This window comes from Flavonifractor sp. An100 (assembly GCF_002161175.1).
GTDB lineage: Bacteria > Bacillota > Clostridia > Oscillospirales > Oscillospiraceae > Lawsonibacter.
Genome location: NZ_NFMA01000005.1, coordinates 1 through 19,409, shown reverse-complemented (window position 1 = coordinate 19,409; position 19,409 = coordinate 1). Strand labels below are relative to the sequence as shown.

At 52.3% G+C, this 19,409-nt stretch carries 17 protein-coding genes, 1 tRNA gene, 1 other RNA gene and 1 pseudogene; 3 read left to right on the top strand and 17 right to left on the bottom strand.

What is annotated here, in order from left to right; all coding sequences use genetic code 11:
- Window positions 1-42: 42 nt before the first annotated feature.
- The 9 genes from B5E43_RS04245 to murD all read right to left on the bottom strand — a co-directional run bounded on the left by B5E43_RS04245 (window position 43) and on the right by murD (window position 10,511).
- Window positions 43-1,164: a DUF362 domain-containing protein gene (locus tag B5E43_RS04245; RefSeq protein WP_087393948.1), complete on the bottom strand. Its 1,122-nt coding sequence runs from the start codon at window positions 1,162-1,164 to the stop codon at window positions 43-45.
- Between the two features lie 49 nt (window positions 1,165-1,213).
- Entirely contained in the window at window positions 1,214-3,187 is a 1,974-nt protein-coding gene (gene ligA, locus B5E43_RS04240; RefSeq protein WP_087393946.1) for an NAD-dependent DNA ligase LigA, read from the bottom strand.
- The gene (locus tag B5E43_RS04235; RefSeq protein ID WP_158098959.1) at window positions 3,180-3,806 is read right to left on the bottom strand and encodes a VanZ family protein; all 627 of its coding nucleotides are present in this window, start codon (window positions 3,804-3,806) and stop codon (window positions 3,180-3,182) included. The genes ligA and B5E43_RS04235 overlap by 8 nt, the downstream gene beginning before the upstream one ends.
- Window positions 3,807-3,902: 96 nt before the next feature.
- Window positions 3,903-4,628 (bottom strand): sporulation protein YunB, encoded by a 726-nt coding sequence (gene yunB / locus B5E43_RS04230; protein WP_087393942.1) that lies wholly within the window; start codon window positions 4,626-4,628, stop codon window positions 3,903-3,905.
- A gap of 53 nt (window positions 4,629-4,681) precedes the next feature.
- The gene (locus tag B5E43_RS04225; RefSeq protein ID WP_087393939.1) at window positions 4,682-5,929 is read right to left on the bottom strand and encodes a methionine gamma-lyase family protein; all 1,248 of its coding nucleotides are present in this window, start codon (window positions 5,927-5,929) and stop codon (window positions 4,682-4,684) included.
- A gap of 48 nt (window positions 5,930-5,977) precedes the next feature.
- Window positions 5,978-6,976: a M42 family metallopeptidase gene (locus B5E43_RS04220; RefSeq protein WP_087393937.1), complete on the bottom strand. Its 999-nt coding sequence runs from the start codon at window positions 6,974-6,976 to the stop codon at window positions 5,978-5,980.
- A 71-nt stretch (window positions 6,977-7,047) separates the two neighbouring features.
- A complete protein-coding gene (locus tag B5E43_RS04215; RefSeq protein ID WP_087393935.1) occupies window positions 7,048-8,073 on the bottom strand; it encodes a M42 family metallopeptidase in 1,026 nt (341 codons plus the stop codon).
- Window positions 8,066-9,106: a M42 family peptidase gene (locus B5E43_RS04210; protein ID WP_087393933.1), complete on the bottom strand. Its 1,041-nt coding sequence runs from the start codon at window positions 9,104-9,106 to the stop codon at window positions 8,066-8,068. Before B5E43_RS04210 ends, B5E43_RS04215 begins: the two co-directional genes overlap by 8 nt.
- Before the next feature lie 19 nt (window positions 9,107-9,125).
- Complete coding sequence (murD, locus tag B5E43_RS04205; protein ID WP_087393932.1) at window positions 9,126-10,511, bottom strand: UDP-N-acetylmuramoyl-L-alanine--D-glutamate ligase; 1,386 nt, start codon at window positions 10,509-10,511, stop codon at window positions 9,126-9,128.
- A 146-nt stretch (window positions 10,512-10,657) separates the two neighbouring features.
- Between murD and rnpB the strand changes: the two genes are divergently transcribed.
- An RNA gene (gene rnpB / locus B5E43_RS04200) (RNase P RNA component class A) lies at window positions 10,658-11,029 on the top strand.
- A gap of 146 nt (window positions 11,030-11,175) precedes the next feature.
- Window positions 11,176-11,406, top strand: coding sequence for a hypothetical protein (locus B5E43_RS04195; RefSeq protein WP_143382940.1), 231 nt, complete (start codon window positions 11,176-11,178; stop codon window positions 11,404-11,406).
- Window positions 11,407-11,472: 66 nt separating this feature from the next.
- Here the strand turns inward: B5E43_RS04195 and B5E43_RS04190 are convergent, their stop codons facing one another.
- The 6 genes from B5E43_RS04190 to B5E43_RS04165 all read right to left on the bottom strand — a co-directional run bounded on the left by B5E43_RS04190 (window position 11,473) and on the right by B5E43_RS04165 (window position 16,895).
- Window positions 11,473-12,201, bottom strand: coding sequence for a YebC/PmpR family DNA-binding transcriptional regulator (locus B5E43_RS04190; RefSeq protein WP_087393928.1), 729 nt, complete (start codon window positions 12,199-12,201; stop codon window positions 11,473-11,475).
- 93 nt (window positions 12,202-12,294) lie between these two features.
- A complete protein-coding gene (locus B5E43_RS04185) occupies window positions 12,295-12,663 on the bottom strand; it encodes a thioesterase family protein (RefSeq protein ID WP_087393926.1) in 369 nt (122 codons plus the stop codon).
- A gap of 44 nt (window positions 12,664-12,707) precedes the next feature.
- A complete protein-coding gene (locus B5E43_RS04180; protein ID WP_087393925.1) occupies window positions 12,708-13,373 on the bottom strand; it encodes a TIGR03936 family radical SAM-associated protein in 666 nt (221 codons plus the stop codon).
- Window positions 13,366-15,204, bottom strand: a complete 1,839-nt coding sequence (locus B5E43_RS04175; protein WP_087393923.1) for a TIGR03960 family B12-binding radical SAM protein — start codon at window positions 15,202-15,204, stop codon at window positions 13,366-13,368. Before B5E43_RS04175 ends, B5E43_RS04180 begins: the two co-directional genes overlap by 8 nt.
- A 36-nt stretch (window positions 15,205-15,240) precedes the next feature.
- Window positions 15,241-15,846 carry a peptidase M50 gene (locus B5E43_RS04170; protein WP_206406920.1) on the bottom strand — a complete coding sequence of 202 codons (606 nt, stop codon included), beginning with the start codon at window positions 15,844-15,846 and terminating at the stop codon, window positions 15,241-15,243.
- On the bottom strand, window positions 15,843-16,895 hold the full coding sequence (locus B5E43_RS04165) for a M23 family metallopeptidase (RefSeq protein ID WP_158098957.1): 1,053 nt from the start codon (window positions 16,893-16,895) through the stop codon (window positions 15,843-15,845). The genes B5E43_RS04170 and B5E43_RS04165 overlap by 4 nt, the downstream gene beginning before the upstream one ends.
- A gap of 109 nt (window positions 16,896-17,004) precedes the next feature.
- Between B5E43_RS04165 and B5E43_RS04160 the strand changes: the two genes are divergently transcribed.
- A tRNA-Pro gene (locus B5E43_RS04160) sits at window positions 17,005-17,081 on the top strand.
- Between the two features lie 189 nt (window positions 17,082-17,270).
- Here the strand turns inward: B5E43_RS04160 and drt2 are convergent.
- A complete protein-coding gene (drt2, locus tag B5E43_RS04155; protein WP_087288217.1) occupies window positions 17,271-18,635 on the bottom strand; it encodes an antiviral reverse transcriptase Drt2 in 1,365 nt (454 codons plus the stop codon).
- Between the two features lie 431 nt (window positions 18,636-19,066).
- Window positions 19,067-19,409: pseudogene (locus tag B5E43_RS15050) on the bottom strand (site-specific integrase); the annotation flags it as partial.

Here is a 19,409-nt window from a genome sequence, read left to right as displayed (position 1 = left end):
CAGCTGGGGACTCCAATTGGAGTCCCCAGCTTTTATTTCCTCTCATACTTCCACTAACTCATAGGCTCTGCTTCCCAGACCAATTGCCTCCGCATGCTCTAAGCAGCTCTGCCACTCCGCCTCAGGCGTTGTATTGATAAAGTGGTCGTGGTGATCACAAAATCCCTCCTTGTGGAGGTTATCATCCAGAAGGCTGCCCGGAATGGGCTGCTGCCGCAAACAGGCATCCACACAGGCCTGATCCAGGGCCACGGGGTCAAAGGACGCAAACATTCCCACATCCGGGAGGATGGGCATGTCGTTTTCCCCATGGCAATCACAATAGGGAGAGATATCGATCACCAGGCTAATGTGGAAATTAGGACGCCCATCCACAACTGCCATGGCATATTCCGCCATTTTCCGGTTCAGCATCTCATTTGCGTCATCGTTGGGGCCATAAATAGCATCAAATCGGCAGGCCGCAATGCAGCGCCCGCACCCCACACATTTCTCATAGTCAATTTTGGCTTTGTTGCCCACATAGGAAAACGCACTTTGGGCACATTGTTTGGCACACTGACGGCACCCAACACAGAGCTTCTCATTTACAGCTGGCTTGCCCGCCGCATGTTGTTCCATTTTTCCCCGGCGGCTTCCGCATCCCATGCCAATATTTTTGATCGTGCCTCCAAAGCCAGTCATTTCGTGCCCTTTAAAGTGAGACAAGCTGATGAATACATCCGCATCCATCACCGCTCGTCCGATCTTTGCCCGTTTCACATATTGCCCGTTTCGGACCGGTACTTCAATGTCGTCGTCACCCTTCAGGCCATCTCCGATCAAGATCTGACAGCCGGTAGAAAAGGGTGTAAACCCATTTTCATAGGCGCTTTCAATATGTTCCAACGCATTCTTTCTCCGTCCCGGATACAAGGTATTGCAATCCGTTAAAAAGGGAATACCACCCAAGGACTTCACAAGATCCGCCACCCGTTTGGCATAATTGGGCCGTAAAAATGTCAAGTTGCCTGGCTCTCCAAAATGCATTTTAATTGCTGTCAGCTTATGGTCAAAATCAATGGTTTCAATTCCTGCCGCTTTAATTAGGCGTTCCAATTTATCCAACTGACTTACGCCAATGGTTGTACGTAAATTGGTAAAATAGACCTTTGAAGGCTGCATACAAACCTTCCTCCTTCTCTTTTGGTTCAATTTCATGAGTTATGGGGGATCACTCCATCATCTTTACAAACTCCTCTTCCGTCAGCACTGGAATCCCCAGCTCCTGGGCCTTCCGCAATTTGGAGCCGGCCCCTTCCCCTGCCACTACATAGGTAGTTTTTTTGGACACAGAGCCGGATGCCTTTCCACCTCTTTGTTCGATCAGTTCCGCTGCCTGGTCTCTGGTAAAGCGCTCCAGACCGCCTGTTAAGACAAAGGTCATTCCAGCAAATCGAAGGTCCTCCCCCTGCTCTGCCGCCTGCGTATTGACTCCTGCTTCCCGCAGTCGGGCCATGAGATGCTGGCTCTGGGGACTTCTCATCCATTCTAAAATACTCTGAGCTGTAATTTCACCAATATCATCAACCGCTACCAGGTCCTCCATGGTAGCCTGCTCCAAGGCCTCCAGGCTATGAAAATGCTGAGCTAAAATCTTCCCCGCCTTCTGTCCCACCTGACGAATCCCAAACGCATAGATCAATCGGGAAAGATCCTGTTCCTTCGAGCGTTCAATGGCCTGAATGAGATTTTGTGCGGACCGCTTCCCCATGCGCTCCAGCTTTTCAACCTCCTCCGCCTTTAGGAAGTAAAGATCGCCCGGAGTCTTTACCAAACCAGCATTCACCAAGTTCTCAACTACCGCAATCCCCAATCCGTCAATGTCCATGGCGTCCCGGCTGGCAAAATGAGCTAAGGTGCGAAGCAGCTGTGCCGGACACTCCGCCCCGGTACACCGGACATGAGCACCATCCTCGTCCCGTTCGACGGGAGCTCCGCAAACCGGACAAACTTGTGGAAGGTAATAAGGCTGTGTACCCTCTGGGCGCTTGTCCATCACAACAGACAGCACTTCCGGAATGATTTCTCCTGCCTTTCGGACCAAAACTGTGTCCCCAATGCGAATATCCTTTTCTGAAATAAAGTCCTGGTTATGAAGTGTAGCTCCCGTTACCGTTGTTCCAGCCAAACGAACCGGTTCCAAAACCGCTTTTGGAGTCAATACCCCCGTGCGTCCCACCTGTACCACAATATCGGTTAAGCGTGAGGGCTTGATTTCGGGCGGATACTTATAAGCTGCCGCCCAGCGAGGGAATTTCGCCGTAGAACCAAGCTTGGCACGGTCTGACAGGCTATTTACCTTTACGACCGCACCGTCGATATCAAAGGAGAATTGTTCCCGCTGTTCTCCGATTTGGTCAACATAGGCAGTGGCCTTAGAAATCTCATCACAACTGTAATGTGGAATTACTTTAAACCCCTTTTGTTCCAAGTATTCTAGCGTTTCCAAGTGGGTCTGAAAGGAGACCTCCTCTGCCCACTGTACATTGAACACCAAAATGTCCAGTCTCCGCGCAGCTGCCACCTTAGGGTCCAATTGCCGTAAAGAGCCTGCCGCCGCATTTCGTGGATTGGCAAACAGGGCCTCTCCCCTTCGTTCCCGTTCTTCATTAAGAGAATGGAATACTTTTTTAGGCATAAACACTTCCCCACGCACAATCAAGCTGGGTGGGGCACCTGGAATCCGCAGTGGAATGGATCGGATGGTACGCAAATTCTCGGTCACGTCCTCACCAACCCGTCCATCTCCACGGGTAGCTCCCCGGACAAACTGTCCGTTGACATACTCCAGCGCAACAGACAGGCCATCTACCTTTGGCTCTACCACATAATCTACATCCGGCGTCACGCCTCTTACCCGCTGATCAAAGGCACGCAGCTCATCAAAATCAAATACATCCTGCAAGGATTCCAGGGGAACCTTGTGCTGTACCTGGGAAAAAGACTCCAGCGCTTGCCCCCCTACCCGCTGTGTAGGAGAATCGGGGGTCACCATGTCTGGATAGCGCGCTTCCAATTCCTCTAGACGACGCATTTTATGGTCGTAATCATAGTCGGAGAGAATTGGATCATCCTTCACATAATATTGATAGCCTGCCCGTTCCAGTTCTTCACGGAGGCTTTGAATCTTAGATCGTTCATCCATGGTATACTTCTCCTTCCCTGGACTGACAATGAAATCGGGATACCTGTTTGGGACATAGTACACGCAGCAGCCAATAGATCCAATAGCCCACCAGTGCCCCTAATGTATTTAAAATCAAGTCATCCAGATCGGTTCCGCGATTAATAAAGAATTGAACAAATTCAATAAAAAAAGATAAGAAAAATCCTACACATAAGGATTTCCACCAGTGCGCCTTTCTCCACGGCAGGGCAGAAAAAAAGCCCACCGGAATAAACATACAAATATTTCCAAAAAACAGGAATGCAAACCAGTAAGAGGCAAAATGCCACTCCAACCCGTAGGGAAATGGAGTCATAATTCGAGGCAGCTCCTGGGGCAGCTGATCAATTCGCTCCATAATTTGCGGATAGGTGGGATAAAAGCTCCAAAACGTCACATCCTCCGGGTAACGATTGGGCTGCATGACATAACTCCACAGATTGGAGGGGAACAGGGTCAGCCCAGCTAACCCAGCCAAAAAGAGAATAAACACAAACAAGGCCAGCTCTCTTGGCCATGGACTCAGCCACCCCAATCGGTTTAGGCGGCGCATTCGGAGAGGCCGCAGCAGGAAAAAAGCGATGCCAGCCACCGCCATACAGGGAATCATCTGTATGCAGTACCGTAAAATGTCATCAACAGCCTCCCGTAGGACGGATATCATTGGGAATTGCACCTTCCTCACTTCTCGTATCTATTCGTTTGAAGAATCGGCAGGCCATGTATAAAACTGTGGCACCTGTCCCACAATGACCGTTTCTGCAATGCAGATACTTGTTTGGACGGATATTGCAAGGGACTCGCCAGGTAACAACACAGTTACGGGAACTGACAGGTCCAACCAAATTTGATGGATGGTCTGGTTTACACCTGCGGAGGAAAAGTCACTTTCATATTCTGCAGACACACTTCCTACCCATAAGGCCCGTGCAGTAATATAGGGTCCTCTGGCCCATACCAGCTCCGAATCCAGCAAACTGCCCAATGGGATTTTCAGCTCAGAGATCTCAATTCCATCCAGCGCCTGACATACATCCGACACCAATTCTAAACGCAATTGATTCATTGCCCCGGAATCTGTGGTGAGGGAGATGATCTCTCCCTGTCCATTTCGTTGAATGGAGACCAGATCCTCATACTCTACTGAGCCATTGTCCAAGCTCTCAGCTACCGCCTGGTCCATGATCGTTACTATGGTATTTTGGACCTGACTTTGGGCCGCCTGAGCCACCATTGGGCGCAGCTTCGTCTGCATCCAAACAATGGTTCCTATTCCAAGGAGAAGGGCAACTCCTATTGTAATCACAACAGGCGGAACTGGCCGCCTGATCGGGGATAGGTGCTCTTTTCTCCCATATAGGCCAATTCGAACCCTGTGGCGAACCCACGCCCTGCGTAGATTGACACCACCACGCCTCATCCGCTTCACCTCCCCATCGGTTTACCCTATTCGGGAGGTAGCTTGGACTATGACTAGCGGTTCATCAGCTCTTGTACAGCCAGCAGAACCCCTAATTTGCCCGATTCAAAGGTCAATCCGCCCTGGAGATATACTGTGTACGGGGGACGCATAGGGGCATCCGCAGACAGTTCAATGGATGCTCCCTGGATAAAAGCGCCCGCCGCCATGATCACCTGACAGTCATATCCAGGCATATCCCAGGGTTCCGGGGTCACATAGGAATCTACAGGAGCCCCAAACTGGATCCCCTTGCAGAACTTTTTCAGAGCCTCCGGCTCCCGCATGTGGATCATTTGAATAATGTCATGGCGCACCTGGTCGGACCTGGGCTCCGTCTCATACCCTAACAGCTCCATCACTTTTGCCGCAAATACCGCCGTCTTTACCGCCTGCGCCACGGTATGAGGGGCCAGGAAAAGGCCCTGATAGAGCAGACGATTCTGTCCCAAAGTGCAGCCGCACTCGCCGCCGATTCCAGGTACCGTCAGACGCATGGCGGCTCCCTCCACCAGATCACGGCGCCCAGCAATGTATCCTCCCGTAGGAGCCAATCCACCACCAGGGTTCTTAATCAGGGAGCCCACCACCAGATCCGCTCCCACATGCGTCGGCTCCAGAGTCTCCACAAACTCGCCGTAGCAGTTATCCACCAGAATGGATACCTGAGGATTGGCTTTTTTGAGGATGCGGCACATTTGGCCAATCTCCTCCACAGACAAAGACGCCCGGGTGGAGTACCCCTTGGAGCGCTGAATCAGCACAGCCTTCACCCTGGGATCGGACACAGCCTGCGCCATTCCCTCCAGATCCGGCTGGTCATTGACCAGCTCCACCTGGCGGTATTCCACCCCATAATCCTTCAACGACCCATGGCCCTTCTCCCCTACGCCAATGACCCCCAACAGGGTATCATAGGGTGCTCCAACTGCAGAGACCAGCACATCTCCTGCCTTCAATGCACCGAAGAGGGCAGCGGCAATAGCGTGGGTCCCGTTCACAAACTGCAGGCGCACCAAGGCTGCCTCTGTGCCAAACAGCGTGGCATAAATCTCATCCAGCTTGTCCCGGCCCAAATCATCATAGCCGTAGCCGGTGGTACCGGCAAAATAACCCTCTGCAACCCGGTGCTCCTGAAAGGCCGCTAACACACGGGCCGCATTCTCCTCCGCCACCGCGTCGATCCGGGCAAACTCCTCCCGCAAGGACTCCTGCGCCCGCTTTCCAAGGGCACGGACGGACTCATCTATTTGTAACGACATAACTGTTGCTTCATTCCTATCTCTCTTTGATATTGTTCTGCTTGGAACTCACGCCCCAAGCCCCGACTGGACAAAGGCAACTGCCAATTGGATGCAGGCCTCCATATCCTCCAGGTCGGCCATCTCCACCGGGGTGTGAATATACCGGCAGGGTACAGAGATGCCGCCGGTCCGCACTCCGGTTCGCGCCACATGGATGGCTCCGGCATCTGTCCCTCCGCCGCGCATAATATCCTTCTGGGCCCGAATGCCTCCATCCTTAGCCAACCGCTCCAGTCGGCTCACCACCTCTGGGTGGCATATGACGGAAGAGTCCATCACCTTGATGGCCGCTCCCTTCCCCAGTTGGACTGTCCCGGCCTTTTCACTGCCCGGAGTGTCGTCCACATCAGTCACATCCACGGCCAGAGCATAGTCCGGAGCCACGGACCACGCCGCTGTCTTGGCCCCCCGCAGACCGACCTCCTCCTGAACACTGAACAGCAAATACAGATCGTTGGGGACCTGGGACAGGCGCTCCAATACGCTAAGCAAAATAGCGCAGGAGATTCGGTTATCCAAATAGGGCGAAACCACCTTGCTTCCACTCTGGAACACCGGAGAATCATACACTGCGGTATCTCCCACCTGCACCATGGAGGCTGCTGTGGTGTCATCCTTGGCTCCGATATCTATATAGCACTCATCCAGCTTCAGCTTTCCAAAATCCGCCTTCTCCTCGGGAACGACGACGCCTCGAACTCCATTTCGAAAACGGACCGGGGTATAGGCCGCCTCTTTGGGGCTGATGCCACCCAGTCGGCCGACCCGTAAAAAGCCTTCCTTTTCTATGTGGGTTACAATAAAGCCAATGGAATCCATATGGGCGGACAGCAGCACCTTCGGTCCCTGGCCTTGCTTGTGGACAATTAAATTTCCCAACACATCCACTTTCATTTCATCGGCCCATGGCTTTGCCAAGTCCATAATGACTTGCCGGATTCCACCTTCATCTCCCGATGGGCCGAAAGCCTGTGTCAGGGACTTAAGCTGTTCAAATTGATCCATAGTACCTCCTTTTCCCCGTTCGCACCTCGCCTTACTTGGAAGTGGGAGGGAATCCCGTTCCGTTTCTGGAATCAGAGCTGCTCAGCCATCTCCTGTAAAAACAGACGGGTCAACGATAGCATATTCTCAAAATCCGCTAGGCTGCCTACACTGGCAGGGGCATGGAGATATCGCACAGCGGCTGAAATGGCAGCCACTCGAACTCCCTCTTTCGTCCGCTGTATGGTGCGGGCATCGTTTCCCCCCGCAATATACTCCTTGGTCTGCCAGGGGATCTGATGGTCCTGGGCAAGCCGGCGCAGCGTCTCGTATAGCCCGCGGTCATAGATGGTGGCCCCATCCATATAGGAGATCACCGGTCCCTTTCCCGGTGCGCAAACCGTCCGGTGTCCCTCCACCGATGGCAGGTCAGCAGCTGTGGTCGTCTCCAACACCAAAGCCACCTGAGGGGTGACCGAGAAGGCGGCCCCAAAGGCCCCTCGGGTCCCAACCTCCTCCTGTGCAGTAAAGGCAAAGGTAACGTCCAGGGGCAATTCCTCTTTTATTAGCTGTAGCATAATGGCGCAACCAATACGGTCATCGATCGCTTTTGCCTTCAAAAGCCCGTCTCCTAGCTCCTCCGGCTCTCCAACAAAAGCACCGTAGCTTCCCGGGGGCACCTTCTTCTGGGCAGTTTCTTTATCCTTGGCGCCAATATCAATATAGAGAGACTCCGTCTTTGGGACCTTTTTTTCCTCTTCCCGGCTGACCAGATGGATGGCCTTTAGCCCAATGATGCCTAAAACGCCATCTGGCCCCAGCCGGACCGGCTTTCCAATTGCCACCCGGCGGTCCACGCCACCCACAAAGTCAAACCGAAGCATACCATCCTCGGTGATCCCCGTCACAATTACGCCTACCTCGTCCATATGGGCGCACAGCATCAGTTGACGCCCGGTGGACCGGCGTCCCTTCTTAAAAACGATAAGATTACCCAGCGGGTCGCTGCGCAGCTCATCCCCATAGGGGGCTGCCTGCCGACGGATAAAGGCACGGACCTGCCCCTCATCTCCAGACACGCCGTTTAAACGGCAAAGTTCCTTCAACTGCTCAAGCATAGCTGGGCACCTCCCCTCCTACTCCCTGGAGGAAGGCTGCCAACAGCTGGGCTGTATGGGTGAGATCCTCCTTGCTGACCGTCTCCACCGGGGTATGCATATACCGAAGCGGCAGGGAAAGGACTGCTGTAGCAACCCCTTCCCGGCTTACCTGCAATGGCCAGCCATTGGTCCCGCTGGAGCCAGACATGACCTCCATCTGATAGCTCACATCCAGTTCCTTAGCCAGACGCTTTATTCGCTCTGCCATCCAGGCTGTGCAGTTAGGTCCTACACCAATGACAGGTCCCTCTCCCAAGGGGAAGGTTTTCTCCTTAGAGGCATCCGGACTGTCGCCATGAGTCACGTCCACGGCCACGCACAAATCCGGCACAATCCCATAGGCTGCCGTGATGGCACCTGTACTGTGGGTCTCCTCCTGGGTAGAGCCCAGTACATAGAGGTCTACATCCAATTGCTCCCGGTCCAGCCGCTCTAAGGCATCCAATAGTACCGCAAAGCAGGCCCGGTCATCCAGCGCCTTCCCACACAGCAGCTCATCCCCCATCGGGACACAGCCCGTACGGTACACGGCCGGTGTCCCAATGGGAATCCGCCGTTCGGCATCCTCCTGGGACAGCCCAACGTCGATATAAAGCTCCCGGATCGGCTGAGAACGGTTCATATCCTCTCTGGTCTGAATATGGGGCGGCAAACAGGCCACAACGCCCAACATGGGCGGCTGCGTCAGGATGGTCACTTCCCGGTCCGGCAGCATACGTGGGTCTACCCCGCCCAGCGGCGCAAACCGCAAAAATCCCTCCTCATGGCCGGTCACTATAAACCCAATCTCATCCAGGTGGGCATCCAACAGCAGCTTTTTTGCCCCTTTCTTTCCGCACCGGAGCACCCCCAGGAGATTCCCCATGGAATCTATGGAGACCTCCGGCAGCACCTGCTTCATATATTCTGCCGCCCTTTGAACCACCGGTCCTTCAAATCCACTGGGCCCCGGCAGAGCACACAGGCTGCTTAATACCTCATTGTAATCCAAAACGGAACTCCTCCTGCGGTCAGAGCGCGTTGACCAGCTCCTTAAACACCTTTCCGCGCTCCATAAAGTTTTTAAATTGGTCAAAAGCAGCACAGGCCGGCGAAAGAATCACAATATCACCGGCATTTGCCGCAGCCTGCGCCGCCGCCACTGCCGCCGCCAAATCATGGGTCTCTATCAACTCCAGCCCGCTGTCTGCATAGCCGGGGGCCTCTTCCACCGCCTTACGGATGGCAGGAGCGGTAGCCCCGCACAGAATCAGCGTTTTGACCTTTTGTACCATTTCCACCCCAAGCTGTGTAAAGGGAACGCCCTTGTCGTATCCGCCTGCAATTAAAATCAGCTTCTGAGAGAAGGAGTCCAGGCAGGCCATGGTACGGGTAGGGCTGGTACCAATGGAATCGTTATAATATTTCACCCCATTGAGCTCTCGAACCAGCTCAATTCGGTGCTCTACCCCAGTAAAGCGCTTGGCCACAGACCGGACACACTTGTCGGGCACCAGGCCGTCCACCGCGGCAATGGCGGCCATGTAGTTCTCGATGTTATGCACACCGGGAAGAAGGATCTCATCCAGAGGTAAAACCTCTCGGTTTCCCATCTCATTGGTCAACCAAATGGCGTTATCCCGCAGATAGACGCCCTCCTCCAGCCGCTGCTTACGGCTGAACACAACCGCCTTACCAGGCGCCTGCTTAGACAGGGAACGGGTAATGTCATTGTCGTAGTTGAAAATAGCCCGGTCTTCCTTGCCCTGGTGGAGGAAAATATTCAGCTTGGCCGCCGTATACTCCTCCATAGTGTGGTGATAGTCCAAGTGGTTGGGAGAAAGGTTGGTAAACACCGCCACATTGGGACTGCGGTCCATGCTCATCAACTGGAAGGAGGACAGCTCCACCACTACCATGTCTTCCGGCACCATACCTGCTACATCCGGCAGAAGGGGCTTGCCGATATTGCCACCAATATAGACATTATACCCAGCTTCCTTTAAAAATTCGCTGATTAAGGTGGTGGTGGTGGTTTTTCCGTCGCTTCCCGTCACACCCAAAATCCGGCAGGGGCACAGACGGAAGAACAGCTCCATCTCTGAGGTCAGTTCGCTCCCCTTCTCCACCGCTTGACGCAGCTCCGGAGTGTTGGGGCTCAGGCCCGGCGTGCGGAAAATCACATCAAACCGGCTTAACTTGGACAAATACTCCTGTCCAAGCTGGAACTTAGCACCTAAGCTCTCCAATTCGGCCGCCAATTCCTCCACCCGCTCTCGGGGCGCTTTATCGCAGACCGTTACCTTCAAACCGGACCGCAGCAGCATACGAATTAGAGGTGTATTGCTGACTCCCATTCCGATGACAGCAATGGATTTTCCCCGCAAGGACTCCAGATATTCTGCAATGGTGGACATGATGTGTCCTCCTTCCATCTTTTTCTTCACAATCCAATAGTTTACCATAGTTACAGGAAAAATTCAATCGAAACCCCAAGGTCCATCCGCCGCTCCCCACAGAAAAGAGTTTGACATCTAAGTGCTTTTCCTGTATCATAACTAGGCAAGTAAGCTGGACAGCCGCGCAGGCGGGGCGAAAGGCCCGTCTGTGAGGAAAGTCCGGGCTCCGTAGGGCAAGGATAACGGGTAACACCCGCCGGGGGCGACCCTAGGAAAAGTGCAACAGAGATATACCGCCCCGCCGGTGTAAAACGACTGTTTTGCGCCGGCGAGGTAAGGGTGGAAAGGTGAGGTAAGAGCTCACCCGACGGCTGGGAACAGTCCGCCGCTGTAAACTCTATCCGGAGCAACGCCGTGGAGGGACATAGAGCCGGCCCGGCTGTCCCAGGGAGGCGGCTTGAGCGTATCGGCAACGGTGCGTCGAGATAGATGGCTGTCTTAAAAGACAGAACCCGGCTTACAGGCTTACTTGCAAAAAGGCGGGAAAGGTTGCCCTTTCCCGCCTTTTTACAGTTCGTTCACAGCCTATTAACGAACTTTTACCACTACGGTGTTAAAATCATTGCATCCTGTGCTTGACAAATGGCATTTTCTAGCCCAGACAGAGGACACAGACTCCGTTATGAAAGGTGGTATCCCCGTGCTGTCTGTCCTTCCCGAAGAGATCCGGTCCCGCGTCATGTTGCTGTTGCTGGGCGCACTGCTTTGCGTCGTGAGTGTGGTCCTGATGGTGAAAAACCGACGAAGGCTTTCGGCAGAGGCCTTCATCTCTCTGATGGCCCTGTGCACCGTAGGCACTTTGGGCTGCCTGTCCGTGGCCGTGTGCGTGTCAGCCCTATTCACCCGAGGGTAACCCATTGTTCGAAAACAAAATGCCCGGGCGGAGATCCCTCCGCCCGGGCATTGACATATGCATGATTTAATCCTGATCCCAGTTGTGGTAGACGTTCTGCACGTCGTCATTGTCCTCCAGCAGATCAATGAGCTTTTCCATGTTTTTGATATCTGCCTCGTCGGTGAGCTTCACGTAGTTCTGGGGGACCATCTGCACCGCTGCCTCCAGGAAAGTATATCCCTTCCCCTCCAGGGCGGCCACAACGTCGTTAAAGGAGTCTGGATCGGTGTAGATCTCAAAGACCTCGTCTTCCGCCTGCATGTCCTCCGCTCCGGCCTCCAGAGCGTCCATCATCACGGTATCCTCATCCAGATCCTCGGAATCCAGGACGATCACACCCTTGCGGTCAAAGGACCAGGACACACAACCAGTGGCGCCAAGGCCCTTGCCGTACTTATCCAGCAGGTGGCGCACCTCAGGAGCGGTGCGGTTACGGTTGTCCGTCAGCGCCTCTACAATCACAGCCACACCATTGGGGCCGTAACCCTCGTAGACCACACTTTCAAAGTTATCTGTGCTGCCGGCTCCCAAAGCCTTATCAATGGTACGCTTGATATTGTCGTTGGGCATATTGGCGGCCTTAGCCTTGGCAATGACCGCGGCCAGACGGGAGTTGTTGGCAGGATCTCCGCTGCCGCCAGTCTTTACGGCGACGATCATTTCACGGGCGATCTTGGTGAAAATCTGAGAGCGCTTGGCATCCGCCGCGCCTTTGGTCTTTTGTATATTGTGCCACTTGGAATGTCCGGACATGGTGCTATCGTTCCCTTCTGTGTTTGATCAGTTCAAAAGCGGAAATATTATATCACTCATTTCCACTCTTGGCAAGCCCAGCTTCCGGATTCTTTACCCATTTTGGCTGCGGTCCCGGTTGGGCACCATGATTCTCAAATGAGAGCCCTCACCGCACTTTCCCTTTTCGTCGTTCACTTCCAGGTCAAACCACATCTTCCGGCGCTCAATAGACCGCAAGGTCGCAGTAGCCGAAACCTTCATTCCCACCGGGGTGGGAGCCAGATGGCGCACATGGGCCTCGGCGCCCACGGTGGTCATTCCGTCCTCCAGATAGAACTTGGCCAGCTCCAGCGCGGTGGCCTCCATCAGAGCCAGCATATTGGGTGTGGACAAAATCTTGGCTCCAGCGTTGCCGATCCGCTTGGCTGTCATATCGTCGGTTACTTCCCAGGTCAACGTGTACTGAGTCGGCTTTTCCATACGAACACTCCCCTTTTTCTTTGTTGCAGTTGATGGCTTTTTGTTTATCGGAAGGGATGCCCCTCCTGATCTAACACATCTCTTCGGTGAAACGTAACAAAATCGGGAGAAAACTGTGGATAACACTCACAAAACGTAGCGCGAATCAATTCCGGATTCAGGCCTGGATTTTGAGCACACAGGACGGCGTCCAACGTCATGGTATCGCTCTGACACTCCAAATTCCAGCCCCGTATCAAGGAGATCAAATCCACCTCGGTATAGCCCTGCTTGGACTTGTTGGATTTCTTGTGCACCACCAGGCTTTCACGGGACAGCAGCTCCCGCATCGCCGGCTCCGCCTCCTGGGGTCTTCCCTCCGGATACTCAAAATTCATAATGTAGTTGATGTAAGCCAGTTCTTTCAGCTTTCTTTGGGCCGGATAGCACTGATGGACTACAATCCCTTCCGGCATCGCGGCTGTTAGCCGCTCCGGCACCTCTTCTGGGCTGGCCCCGCCCAATAAGGTAAACTCCAAAATCTCACACTGACTGGAATACCCCACAGAAAGGGGCAGCGCAATGGAGACAAAGGGATGGGGATTAAACCCTTCCGTGTGTTTGATCTGAATATGGGCCCGGGCAAACGCGCGCTGGAAAGTGCGCATCAGGTCCAAATGGGAAATGTACTTTGCCCGCCCTGTTTTGGAAAACAACAGGCGATCAGCCACAGCGGCCACCTCCCGTCAGCAGTTGATTGGCTCCACAGGCGGAACAGCGGGTCCGACAGTCGGGGGTCGTCTGGGATTGGTAACACAGCTCCCGCTCCCGCCACAAAAAGTCCCGGCTCACGCCCACGCTGGGCACCGACCACGGGAATACCTCATCCTTTTCCCGCACCCGGTGAGCATAAAAATCTCCGTCCAGCCCACAGGCGTCCAAGGCGTCCATCCAGCGCTGGTAGTCAAAATATTCACTCCAGGAATCCATCTTCGCCCCGTGCTGCCAGGCCCACTCCAGTACATCGGCCAAGCGGCGGTCTCCCCGGGAGAAAATAGCCTCCAAATAGCTAGTCTGGGGGTCGTGCCAATTATAGGTGATAGACTTGTCCCGCTTTAAGGCGTCCCGCAAAAGATTGACCCGTCTCTGGTACTCCTCCACTGGGATCTGCGCATCCCACTGAAAAGCCGTATGGGGCTTGGGGACAAACCAAGAGGTGGACACCGTAATTCTCACTCCCCTGGCCTTATTGGGCGTGCACTCCCTCCAAGCAAAATAGACCTTCCGAGCCAAGTCCGCAATGCCCAGCACGTCCTCATCGGTTTCTGTGGGGAGTCCCAGCATGAAATAGAGCTTCACTCCGCTCCAGCCCCCGGAAAAGGCAGTACGGACCGACTGCATCAGGTCCTCTTCCCGGAGATTTTTATTGATTGCATCCCGCAGGCGCTGTGTACCGGCCTCTGGTGCAAAGGTCAAGCCGCCCTTCCGCACCCGCTGCAACCGCTCCATTAAGTTCATGGAGAAGGTATCCGCCCGGAGAGAGGGCAGAGACAAACCAATATCTCGGGGCGCACAATACTCCAGCAAATCGTCACACAGCTCCATCAGGCAGGGATAGTCTGTGGAAGACAAGCTGGACAGCGTCATCTCCTGATAACCAGAATCCTCACAGGCAGCCTTTCCATATTCCGCCAACAACTTCGGATTCCGGGACCGCACCGGCCGGTATGCATAACCCGCCTGGCAGAACCGGCACCCTCGAATACAGCCCCGAAACAGCTCCAGCATAACCCGGTCATGGACGATCTCAGTGGAAGGAATAATGGTCTTCACCGGGAAATAGGCCTGGTCCATATTTTGAATGATGCGCTTGGTCACGGTAGCGGGTGCCCCATCTTTCGGCGTAATGGCCTTTACCCGTCCATCTTCCCAATAGGAAACGTCGTAGAGTGACGGCACATAAATCCCAGGAATCTGGGCAACTTCCTGAAGGAACTCTTCCTTGCTCCAGCCATCGTCCCGGGCCACTTCATACAGCTTGATGTACTCCAGCGTGACTTCCTCTCCCTCTCCCAGAACAAAGAAGTCCACAAAAGGAGCCAGAGGTTCCGGATTGTAACAGCAGGTCCCTCCCGCTATCACCAGGGGCGTTAAATCGGTGCGCTCACTACTGCGCAGCGGGAGTCCTGCCAAATCCAGCATATTTAACACATTGGAGTAGGCCATCTCATACCCAAGGGAAAACCCAATGATGTCAAAATCACAGATTGGATCCCCGCTCTCCAGCCCATAGAGAAGCAGCCCTTCTCGGCGCATCTCTTCCTCCATGTCTCCCCAGGGCGCGTAACAACGCTCACACCAGATATGTTTCTCCTGATTCATCACCCCGTATAAAATACGGCAGCCCAAATTGGACATACCAATTTCATAGGTGTCCGGAAAGCACAGAGCAAAGCGGGTGGTCACAGATTGCCTATCCTTGACCACAGCATTATATTCTCCGCCGGTATACCGGGCAGGTTTTTGTACATTTGGCAGGATATGCTCCAAAATGCGGTTCATGTTGACCCTCCAGTCTAAGCGCCTGGCGCGTGTCAACTATTTTAACCGTTTCCAGCTCATATGGCAAGCCCTATTTCCCTTCTTTTTCCCACTGAAAAAAACTGCCACCAACCAAACAGCTACCAAAAGAAGAGTTAGGTTTCCTCCCAGCCCGATTACCAGCATTCCAAGTACCAAAATAAGTGCGGTAGCGGCCGCCGACAGCCACTTCAAAATCAGTTCAGCCCAGCTCGGCCCCAGCAACAGTGCCAACGTACAAAAAAGTGCCCGCCCACCATCCAGGCGGGAAATCGGCATCAGATTAAAGCATCCCAGCATAAGATTGATGCCAGCAAATGTATACCCCCATCCCAGCTGACTCAAGAATGCCGCCAACAAAAGATTAACACCTGGCCCGGCTAAAGCTGCTATTCCTTCCTGGCAGTAACCTAATGGGCGTGCAAGCCCCATCTCTCCTCCTACCGCTGTCAGACGAATCAGCCGAATGTCTCCGCCCAGAAATCGAATCGCACCGTAATGTCCCACCTCATGCAGGACACAAGCCAGCATTGCCCAGGGAACAATTCCCTGGCCATCCACATAGTTGAGCCAGGCCCAGACCAAAAAAAAGCTCCCGGTCGCCTCTAGTTTTCCAACTTTCATTGATCCGTCAAATACTCAATGTAGTAAATAGGATTTATGTGCATCTGGTTCCACTTCAATTCCAAATGGAGATGAGGACCAGTAGCCGCACCAGAGGCTCCCACTTCTGCTACCTTTTGTCCCAATGTAACAGACTCACCCTTTTTCACACAAACCGCACTGCAATGGGCATAGAATGATTTGACTCCATTCCCGTGATCAATCTGGAAGTAGAGCCCATAGGAGTCATCCTGCCCCACATACTCTACTGTCCCAGCTGCAAAGGCCTGAATGGGCTCTCCCATTTGTCCCCCTATATCAACGCCTCCATGGAACTGGTAGTTCCCGTTGATCGGGTGGTCTCGATAGCCATACACAGAATTGATGTGTCCAAGAACTGGCGTAACTGTCTCCAAATCTCCCAGTGATAACTGGTCCATAGTATAATTATTAGGCAAGGGCTGGCCGCTGTAATCGGCTTTGAGCAGGACGGTCCCTGCCGCTGCCACGGCCTCTGGTTCTTCCGTCTGAACCTGTTGAGCCTGTGTTGGTACCGGCTCTTGATATGAGTCGTCCTCTCCTGCCGGCCAGAGGTTCATTTGATTTCCACTGGGACTTAAATAGTGCTCCGCCAATGCAGCTGAATCTGGATTTTGACTGAAAAATTGGCTCTCCGAGGTCAACAAGCTTGTTAGTTCCGGGACTGCTGTCGTCCCGCTGCCTGTCTGCTGCTCATCAGACTCCGGAGCAAATACCTCCACACAAAATTCACCAAACTCGCCCAATACACTTCCTTCTCCGGAAAGCGACTCTCCCAGTCGAGAAAATGCTGCCTGAAAATCGAAATCATCTGTGATCATGGTTAAGATGTGATCCCGCATCTGCATCAACTGCTGTGGAAACGCCCCTTTCCCTATCAACACGGTCAAAAACAACAGCAAGCAAATGAATAGCTGCGCCAATCTTACCCGTTCCTGCTGGTAACGGCTAGATGGACGTTTGGGAGGTGTAGCGCTGAAGGATCGGAGGTTTTTTCTCTTGCGTCCAGTGGACGATATTGTATGATACATAGTTTCTCCTCCCATAATTGATTATCATACTGTAATCCTATTCTTTTACAAAAACGGATATTACACTTGACATTATGAGAAGAAAAAAATATAATATAAAAGCTGTCATCGGGGTGTGGCGAAGCTTGGTATCGCGCTTGGTTCGGGTCCAAGAGGCCCCGGGTTCGAATCCCGGCACTCCGACCAAAAAAGTGCTGTTTTCTTGCGAAAACAGCACTTTTTCTTTACTTTTTCCTCCGAAAAGTGTTATCAAAAATAGGTGTTTTTGTTTTGACCACAGAAATACCACAAACGGTTCTTAGCTTTGACCACTTGAAGGGCCGCCCTTTTTCAAGGGGCCCTTCTTCTTGTTTACAGCGGCGCAGATTCTGAGTATTATTTTTTCCCTTCTAGTGCCCTTCGTATTTTTGCCATATGGTTTTTAGTACCTCGTTCCAGTGATTCATGTGATCCAAATTCTTTTGTTGCTCGTTGAACATACGATAGGAAGTTTCCTGAATGCCATTTTTGCGTTCCATCCACTTGAGTAATCCAGCTTCCCTTTGCACCTTTGATTGAATAAAGAGCATATAAATTTTTATTGCTAATGTGTTTTCCTTTGGGGGAATAATTGCCACTTTTCTGTATCGTCTTTGCCTTACTGTACATTCGATAATAATACTTACCCAGAGTTTTCATTCGAATCGATACAGTTTTACCATCAAAAGTAAACCCAAGGAAGTTAATGAATCTCTTTTGCCCTTCCAAAGGAACCCCAAACAAAGAGCCGCAGTTCTCTAACTTCGTGTCCTCATATCGGAAATACTGAGTCTTATTCGGTTCCAATGCCAAACCAGGAATGCTATTGAAGCTGGTAGATACATTCTTGAGAATTTGGCGAGTTGTTGATTCCGTATCTGGCAACACAACAATAAAGTCATCACTGTACCGCATATATAGGCCATTTTTCTCTGTTATCAAATCATTGACTGTCTTGTCTATTTCCAACATGTAAACATTTGCAAGTAGTCCACTGATTGGGGAACCTTGTGGTATCCCAAATGCATCTGGATTCGGTTTGATATGTTTCCTATTAGAATTAGCCTTATATTCTTCTGGTGTCAGCACACGCAACATCGAATTCAGCGTTCTACGTCCTGCCCGGTTATCTTTTAGGCTGTTCAAAGCTAATAAATCTGATAATTCCCATGTACTGTAACGGGTCACACTTCGAAACACTTTATAGTGGTCTTTCGGGAGTTCAGACACCCCCATCAGCGAGCACCATTGCTGCTTCAAATATCCATGATCCAGGTGGTCAAAGAAACCAGTGAAATCTCCTATCATAATGTAGCAGGGCGAGTTGTTACGAATAAACTGGATTACTCGCTTAGCAAAATGAATATTGTTTTTATGTAAATCTGTCCGATATGCTACAGCGACATTTGATAGCCCATCTTTCACTACGCGCTGGTTGTATTTTTCCCCCAATAAGAAACTATAATACTGATAAATGCAGCGATCAATATGCGACGCATAGCAAATATCTCGTTTTTTCTCTTTTGGTCCAGTCTCTTTATTAAATTTAACTTGTCTCTGCTGATAATGTATGAATGGGTAAAACCCATGCTGTTCTATATTTTGGGGGACGGATATATAGGACCGCTGCTGGGCAATATCCGTTCGACAATCAAAATGCGCGTATGATCTTCGACTTTTCTCTATCACAGTTTCCGAGGTCAACCATTCCTGTTTTGTCATGAAATCTCCTTACAATTGCAATATCCGCCGACACGGGGGGCAGCATCCCTCAGTCGGCGGATATACAGTTTGACGCAGTCTCCTGCTTCACCCGTTTGGTGTGTGTCTAAGGAAACCGACTGCCCAGTTTGCAATGCTCAATCATGTTATAATTGAGCGGGAAGCTTGTGTCACTACCTTCTGGATGTGTCTGGCGGCGGCCACCATCTGGTGGGATCCCAGTCAGTCACTCCAACTTCAAGCTCTCCTGTGCAGTCTCCTGACAGAAATTATGAAGAAAGGGTTGACAACAATATTCCTCCCCCACACCTTTCGTGTGAGGCATTTTTATTATAGAACATTTTTTCGATCATGTCAACTGGCACTCACCAGTCACGAGTGCTATTTTACAAATTATTTACATTTCTTTAAACTTACTCTGTGCCCTGCCGTTAAAACTCCGCCTGAACCTCGTCATAGTATTTCTGCACTGTCGTGCGATTCATGTTCAAATCCCTTGCGATTTTGGATTTATTTGTTACGCCGGGATTCTCCCGCAGGTATGCGGCAATGGCTTTCTTCTTGGGGCTTACCCCGTCGGGGTACTCCGTGCTGGCCCCAGAACGCAGGGCGGCGATCTCCGCATTCATTTCCAGGATCAGCGCTTTCAGTTTCTCCTCACACTCCTCCTCCGTACGGCCATAGACATTCCGGGAGTGCTTTTTCCCGTCCGGCCACACCGGAGAGTATCTGCCCTCCCAGAGGTGGTCGTTGAGCTGCTTGACATAGCCCGTG

Bases quoted from the DNA above. Each gene is read 5' to 3' on its own strand.
- B5E43_RS04245 (WP_087393948.1), bottom strand. From the start codon at position 1,164: ATGCAGCCTTCAAAGGTCTATTTTACCAATTTACGTACAACCATTGGC.
- ligA (WP_087393946.1), bottom strand. From the start codon at position 3,187: ATGGATGAACGATCTAAGATTCAAAGCCTCCGTGAAGAACTGGAACGG.
- B5E43_RS04235 (WP_158098959.1), bottom strand. From the start codon at position 3,806: ATGGCGGTGGCTGGCATCGCTTTTTTCCTGCTGCGGCCTCTCCGAATG.
- yunB (WP_087393942.1), bottom strand. From the start codon at position 4,628: ATGAGGCGTGGTGGTGTCAATCTACGCAGGGCGTGGGTTCGCCACAGG.
- B5E43_RS04225 (WP_087393939.1), bottom strand. From the start codon at position 5,929: ATGTCGTTACAAATAGATGAGTCCGTCCGTGCCCTTGGAAAGCGGGCG.
- B5E43_RS04220 (WP_087393937.1), bottom strand. From the start codon at position 6,976: ATGGATCAATTTGAACAGCTTAAGTCCCTGACACAGGCTTTCGGCCCA.
- B5E43_RS04215 (WP_087393935.1), bottom strand. From the start codon at position 8,073: ATGCTTGAGCAGTTGAAGGAACTTTGCCGTTTAAACGGCGTGTCTGGA.
- murD (WP_087393932.1), bottom strand. From the start codon at position 10,511: ATGTCCACCATTGCAGAATATCTGGAGTCCTTGCGGGGAAAATCCATT.
- B5E43_RS04195 (WP_143382940.1), top strand. From the start codon at position 11,176: ATGAAAGGTGGTATCCCCGTGCTGTCTGTCCTTCCCGAAGAGATCCGG.
- B5E43_RS04190 (WP_087393928.1), bottom strand. From the start codon at position 12,201: ATGTCCGGACATTCCAAGTGGCACAATATACAAAAGACCAAAGGCGCG.
- B5E43_RS04185 (WP_087393926.1), bottom strand. From the start codon at position 12,663: ATGGAAAAGCCGACTCAGTACACGTTGACCTGGGAAGTAACCGACGAT.
- B5E43_RS04175 (WP_087393923.1), bottom strand. From the start codon at position 15,204: ATGAACCGCATTTTGGAGCATATCCTGCCAAATGTACAAAAACCTGCC.
- B5E43_RS04170 (WP_206406920.1), bottom strand. From the start codon at position 15,846: ATGAAAGTTGGAAAACTAGAGGCGACCGGGAGCTTTTTTTTGGTCTGG.
- B5E43_RS04165 (WP_158098957.1), bottom strand. From the start codon at position 16,895: ATGTATCATACAATATCGTCCACTGGACGCAAGAGAAAAAACCTCCGA.
- drt2 (WP_087288217.1), bottom strand. From the start codon at position 18,635: ATGACAAAACAGGAATGGTTGACCTCGGAAACTGTGATAGAGAAAAGT.